At 73.0% G+C, this 5,523-nt stretch carries 4 protein-coding genes and 1 pseudogene; 3 read left to right on the plus strand and 2 right to left on the minus strand.

The window, feature by feature from the left end:
• Positions 1-606 precede the first annotated feature (606 nt).
• From L1885_RS22630 to L1885_RS22640, 3 genes are all read left to right on the plus strand, one after another.
• Positions 607-1,461, plus strand: a complete 855-nt coding sequence (locus tag L1885_RS22630) for an alpha/beta fold hydrolase (protein ID WP_235799013.1) — start codon at positions 607-609, stop codon at positions 1,459-1,461.
• A 69-nt stretch (positions 1,462-1,530) separates the two neighbouring features.
• Positions 1,531-1,998, plus strand: a complete 468-nt coding sequence (locus L1885_RS22635) for a MarR family winged helix-turn-helix transcriptional regulator (protein WP_235799014.1) — start codon at positions 1,531-1,533, stop codon at positions 1,996-1,998.
• Between the two features lie 297 nt (positions 1,999-2,295).
• Complete coding sequence (locus L1885_RS22640; RefSeq protein WP_235799016.1) at positions 2,296-2,769, plus strand: carboxymuconolactone decarboxylase family protein; 474 nt, start codon at positions 2,296-2,298, stop codon at positions 2,767-2,769.
• A gap of 215 nt (positions 2,770-2,984) precedes the next feature.
• Here the strand turns inward: L1885_RS22640 and yicI are convergent, their stop codons facing one another.
• Both yicI and L1885_RS22650 read right to left on the minus strand, forming a co-directional pair.
• Positions 2,985-5,294, minus strand: a complete 2,310-nt coding sequence (yicI, locus tag L1885_RS22645) for an alpha-xylosidase (protein ID WP_235799015.1) — start codon at positions 5,292-5,294, stop codon at positions 2,985-2,987.
• A 16-nt stretch (positions 5,295-5,310) separates the two neighbouring features.
• A pseudogene (locus L1885_RS22650) lies at positions 5,311-5,523 on the minus strand (hypothetical protein); the annotation flags it as partial.

Here is a 5,523-nt window from a genome sequence, read left to right on the forward strand (position 1 = left end):
TTCTGCCGCGGGCGCCCGGCCTGCCGTGCCGCCCGCCCTCGCGGCGCTCGGGCCGCGTCGCGGGTGCGCGAAGTTGAGACATGCCGTCAGTGCCCTCCGTTGATCATCAAGCACTCACGGTAGTCGGCGTCCGGCGGGATGCGGACGGCACTTGGCGAACTTGCCCGTGCAACGTCCCGCTCTGGTATGAGAGTCAGGACGTGCGTTCGATCGTTTCCGGGGGGCGTTGCGGACCGTCGCGATCGGGACGTACGCACCGCGCGGGACGGGACGCACGTGATGCGGCGGCGCCGGGCGCCACGACACGCGGCCGCGGGGCGCCCCTCGCACCGAAGCCCCCCTCGAAACTCCCACAGGCCCCCGGGAGCCCCGGCCCGGTACCGGCGCGACCACGCCCCGCCGCACGGCCGGGCACAGCGGCCGCGAGACGGCGGGGGACCCCGGACGGAGGCGCGCGGGACCCGGCACCGACTCCCGGAGTGCGACTTCGACACGCCCGGGCAACCTTTGATTGCGCACAACTAAGTTGTGGGCTAACTTAATGCCTGCAACCGGAACGGCGAGCCGCCCGACCGGCCCCGTCCGCCACCGCTGGAAGGAACCACCATGAACCGCGTGCCGCCGAACCACCGTTCCGCTCTTCTCCGCCGCGGAGCCGTCGCCGCCGCGGGCACCGTCGCCCTGACCGCCGCCGGGGCCCTCGCGTTCGGCACCAGCGCCTCGGCCAGCGACTCCCACCGCGAGCCGCCCCGGCCGACGATCGTGCTGGAGCACGGCGCCTTCGCCGACGCCTCAAGTTGGAACGGTGTGATCACCCGGCTGGAGGGCGACGGCTACCAGGTCGTCGCACCGGCGAACCCGCTGCGCGGCCCCGCGAGCGACGCGGCCTCCCTGCGCAGCGTCATCGACCACATCCAGGGCCCGGTCGTCCTCGTGGGCCACTCCTACGGCGGCTCCGTCATCAGCGAGGCCGCGACGCACGAGCCGAAGGTCAGGGCACTCGTCTACGCGGCGGCCTTCCTGCCCGCGCCGGGCGAGTCGGCCGGCGGGCTGACCGCGAAGTTCCCCGGCAGCACGCTCGGGGACGCGGTGGAGCCGGTCCCCTACACGCTGCCCGACGGAGGCAAGGGCACCGACCTGTACATCAAGCGGGACCTGTTCCGCGGCCAGTTCGCCGCCGACGTGCCTCGCAACGAGGCCGACCTGATGGCCGCCACCCAGCGGCCCATCACCCAGGCCGCACTGGACGAGAAGGCCACCTCCGCGGCCTGGAAGACCGTGCCCAGCTGGGACATCGTGACCACCAAGGACCTCAACATCCCCCGCGCGGCACAGGAGTTCATGGCCAAGCGCGCCCACGCGCACATCACGGAGGTCGCGTCGTCCCACGCCGTGTCGGTCTCGCACCCGGACGTCGTCACCCGGGTCGTCGAGCAGGCCGCCCGGGCCACGGCACGATGACCGGGCCGGCGGACACCCGACGCCCGACGGCCTATCCGATTGTGCACAATTCGGTAGTACGCTGGAAACATGGCTGACGGTTCACGCACCCCGCACGCGGAGGTCGAGGAGGACCCCCTCCTCCTCGACCTCCACCTCTGCTTCGACCTGCACAACACCGCACGGGCCTTCGGTGACGTCTACCGCAGGGTCCTGCGGGAGACGGGGCTGACCTACCCGCAGTACCTGGTGATGGTCACCCTGTGGGAACACGGCGAGCTGCCGGTCAAACGCATCTCGCAGCTGCTCCGGCTGGACTCCGGCACCCTCTCGCCGCTGCTGAAGCGCATGGAGGCGGCGGGACTGCTGACCCGGAACCGGAGCCTGGCCGACGAGCGCTCGGTGATCGTCCGCCCGACCGCCGAGGGCACGGCGCTGCGCGACACGGCGAGGGACGTGCCGAGGGAGATCCACGCCGCCGCCGGCCTGTCCGCGCAGGAGGCGTCCGCCCTGCAGCAGTCGCTGCGCCGGCTCGCGGCCTCCCTCGACGCCTCCTGAGCACGCCGGAGCCGGGCCCGGGGCGCGGCGGGACCCCTGCGGGAGGCCTCCGCGCCCGACGAGCCCCCGAGCCCTGCTTCGCTGATCCCCGCACCCGGTGCACCTCGGCGCGCCTGCACCCCCGCGCCGCCGGACTCCCGCGCTCCCGTTCTCCCGTGCTCCCGTGCTCCCGCCCAGGCTTTCGGGGCGACTCCCCCGCCGGGGCGGTGACCCACGTCACACCGGCTCCTGTCACACGGCACTCCGCCGATCCGTCACAGAGGTGTGAGTGACGACAACGACAGGGAGCGCACCGCCATGGACGCACGTCTCAACCTCTTCGACCACCCCGACGCGGCCAAGGCCCTCAAGCAGGTCGCCGCGGCCGGGCAGGCCCTGGCTGCCACGTCGCTGCCCCTGGCGACGCAGGAGCTGGTGAAGTTGCGCGCCAGCCAGATCAACGGCTGCGGCTTCTGCACCGACATGCACAGCAAAGAGGCCGCCCATGCCGGTGAGACGGCCACGCGCCTCAACCTCGTCGCGGCCTGGCGGGAGGCGACGGTCTTCACCGACGCCGAACGCGCCGCGCTGGAGCTGGCGGAGCAGGGGACGCGCATCGCCGACGCGGCGGGCGGCGTGAGCGACGAGGCCTGGCAGAACGCCGCCAAGCACTACGACGGGGACCAACTTGCCGCGCTGGTCACGCTGATCGCCGTCATCAACGCGTTCAACCGGGTCAACGTCCTCGTCCGCCAGCCCGCCGGCGACTACCGGGTCGGCATGCTCGGCTGACGGAGGACGCGGGAACGGTGGCCGGGGGCCGGGGCCGAAAGCCTGGCCCGAATGGCCCCGGCCGGGGGCCGGGAACGCGGGGTGCCGCCGGGTCGAGGGGGACCGGCGGCGCCCCGCCGCGCCCGTTCCCCGGCCCGCCGCCCCCGTCGTGAGCCGGGGTGTGTCCAGGTGGACGCCCGGCTCGGGGAACACGAGGTACTGGGATGCCGGTGTGCTCAGCCCCCGCCGGCCGTGAGCCCGGGGGTGCCTGCCGGGCAGGCGTACAGCGCGCCGAGCGGATCGGCCGCGGCCTCCCCGCAGGGCTCTGCGCCCACGAGCAGGACGCGCCAGGGCAGCGTGCTGTCCGTCTCGACGGTGATCTCCCCGCCCGTGTGGCGCGTGGTGAAGACGGCGGCGGGAGAGCCGTCGCGGCCCGGGACGGTGGTGACGGTCTCGCTCCCGTCACCGTGGCCGTGGACGCGCAGTGTCACGCCGTCCGCCCACTCGTGGTCGGGCCGGTCGTCGTGCGCGCCGAACGGGACGACCGAGCCGGGTCGTGCGAGCAGCGGCAGGGTGTCGAAGCCGTGGGTCTCGCGCTGCCAGCCGGGGCCGGTGACCTCGCGCCCGGTCAGGATGTCGGTCCAGGTGCCGGCGGGCACGTAGTACTCGACCGTGCCGTCCTCGGCGAACACGGGCGCCACGAGCAGGTCGTCCCCGAGCATGTACTGCCGGTCGAGCCCGCGGCAGCCCGGGTCGTCCGGGAACTCCAGCGCCATCGCGCGCAGGGTGGGAGTGCCGTGCTCGTGCGCCTGGACCGCCGCGCCGTAGAGGTAGGGCATGAGCCGGTGCTTGAGCCGGGTGAAGTCGCGGGTCACCGCGACGGCCTCGTCGCCGAAGTCCCACGGCACGCGGTACGACTTGGAGCCGTGGAGCCTGCTGTGCGAGGAGAGCAGCCCGAACTGCACCCAGCGTTTGAACAGTGCGGCGGAGGGAGTGCCCTCGAAGCCTCCGATGTCGTGGCTCCAGAAGCCGAAGCCGGACAGGCCGAGCGAGAGTCCGCCGCGCAGGGACTCCGCCATCGCCTCGAACGTCGACTCGCAATCACCGCCCCAGTGCACGGGCATGCGCTGGCCGCCGGCGGTGGACGAGCGGGCGAACACCACGGCGTCCCCCTCGCCGCGGGTCTCGCGCAGCACGTCGAAGACGGTCTCGTTGTAGAGCTGGGTGTAGTAGTTGTGCATGCGTTCGGGGTCGGAGCCGTCGTGCCAGGCCACGTCGAGGGGGACCCGCTCGCCGAAGTCCGTCTTGAAGCAGTCGACTCCCTGGTCGAGCAGCGCGCGCAGCCTGTCCGCGTACCAGGAGCGCGCCGCGGGGTTCGTGAAGTCCACGAGGGCCATGCCGGCCTGCCACTTGTCCCACTGCCACACCCCGCCGTCCGGGCGCCTGAGCAGGTGGCCGCGGGCCGCGCCCTCGGCGAACAGGGCGGACCGCTGCGCGATGTACGGGTTGATCCACACGCAGACCTTCAGGCCGCGCTGCCTGAGCCGGGTGAGCATCCCCTCGGGGTCGGGGAAGACGCCGGGATCCCAGGTGAAGTCGGACCAGTGGTAGGCCCGCATCCAGAAGCAGTCGAAGTGGAAGACGCTCAGCGGCACGCCGGCCTCGGCCATGCCGTCGACGAAGCGGCCCACGGTCGCCTCGTCGTAGTCGGTGGTGAAGGACGTCGACAGCCACAGCCCGAACGACCAGGCGGGCGGCAGCGCGGGCCGGCCGGTCAGTGCCGTGTAGCGGCGCAGCACGTCCTTGGGTCCGGGGCCGTGGACGACGAAGAACTCCAGGGACTGGTCCTCGACGCTGAACTGGACCTGCCCGACGGCCTCGGAGCCGACCTCGTAGGAGACGCGGCCGGGGTGGTTGACGAAGACGCCGTAGCCGCGGTCGGTGAGGTGGAAGGGCACGTTCTTGTAGGCCTGTTCGCTGCTCGTGCCGCCGTCCGCCTGCCAGATGTCGACACTCTGGCCGTTCTTGACGAACGGTGTGAACCGCTCGCCGAGCCCGTACACGTGCTCGCCCACCGCGAGTTCGTGGCGCACCAGCATGAAGTGGCGTCCGTCCGCGTCGGTCGCGAATCCGGCGCCGCGCGCGCCGACGGACGTCAGGGGGCGTCCGCCGGCGGTGAAGTCGAGCCGCCAGTGGCCCTCCGTGTCGGCACTCAGGGACAGGTCGCCGGCGCTCAGGTGCAGGACCGTCCCCTCGCGCCGGGCCCTCGCGTGCCCGCCCTCCTCCCGCACGGCGAGTGCGAACTCGGGGCCCGGGGAAGGGCTCCCCGCGTGGTGGGTGATGCGCACCCCGATCACGCCCTCGGCCGGCGACCAGCGGTCGAAGGTGAGGAGCGGCCCGTTGAGGGTGTCCCCCCGGTGCCGGACCGGGGCGACCGGCACGTAGAGGGTGAGGCGGTCGTCGTGCAGGTCGCTGTCGGCCACGCCGGCGGCGTGGTGCACGCTGACGCCGGGCCGCAACTGCCAGTGGCCGTCGGTGAACTTCATGGTGCTCCTGTCGGTGTCACTTGACGGATCCGCCGCTGATGCCGGCCGCCACGTACTTCTGGGCCAGCACCAGCAGGATCGCCACGGGGACGGCGGAGACGACCGCGGTCGCCATCACCGCGCCCCAGTCGCTGACGTGGGCGCCGATGTGCTCGTACATGCATCGGGCTGGTGGGCGGGGCGTGCGTTCCCGGGAGGCCGGGGACCGCGCGGACGCGGGAAAGCCGGC

The sequence above is a fragment of the Streptomyces fuscigenes genome, from assembly GCF_021556455.1.
Lineage (GTDB): Bacteria > Actinomycetota > Actinomycetes > Streptomycetales > Streptomycetaceae > Streptomyces > Streptomyces fuscigenes.